This window comes from Vibrio harveyi NBRC 15634 = ATCC 14126 = KCTC 12724, assembly GCF_001591145.1.
In the GTDB taxonomy this organism is placed as follows: Bacteria; Pseudomonadota; Gammaproteobacteria; order Enterobacterales; family Vibrionaceae; genus Vibrio; species Vibrio harveyi.
Genome location: NZ_BCUF01000183.1, coordinates 1 through 529 on the forward strand (window position 1 = coordinate 1; position 529 = coordinate 529).

The following is a 529-nucleotide window of genomic DNA, read 5'->3' on the forward strand; positions in this document are numbered from 1 at the left end:
CGAATCACTCTTAAACAGTTTGTTATGTGCGTACTAAACCTTGTCACTGTTAGAAGAATTGAAAGAAAACATACGAACTTCGTCGCGAGGAAACCAACCTAATTTTTCGTAGAAAGACTGTGCATTAATGTTTTCATTTGCGACAAATAGATGCGTTTTGGCTATATCTATTTTTGATAGAGCTTCCACTGCTGAAGATATGAGCTTTGCACCAACGCCTTTACCTCGAAAAGTTGAATCAACAGCCAGATGCTGCACATAACCTCGACGCCCATCAGTCCCAACTAAAATAGCACCAATAATATTGTCACCATCTAATGCGACAAAACTAAGATTTGGATTGCGTTTTAGGTACTTATCTATGTTTTCCTTTGAATCTGCATCTCGCAGCAACATCGCTTCTGTTGTTGACCACAAGCCGATTACTTGCGAATAATCTGAGATATGCATTTCTCTTATCACTACCGATTTTCCTCTAAGCACATAACGCCCTGCTAAGGGGTGAGCAACGCAATACCGATGCCGTCGC

1 protein-coding gene is annotated in these 529 nt (G+C 40.8%); it reads right to left on the minus strand.

The features are described from left to right. Nucleotides 1–33: 33 nt before the first annotated feature. Nucleotides 34–450, minus strand: coding sequence for a GNAT family N-acetyltransferase (locus VHA02S_RS25105; RefSeq protein ID WP_038899756.1), 417 nt, complete (start codon nt 448–450; stop codon nt 34–36). Nucleotides 451–529 lie beyond the last annotated feature (79 nt).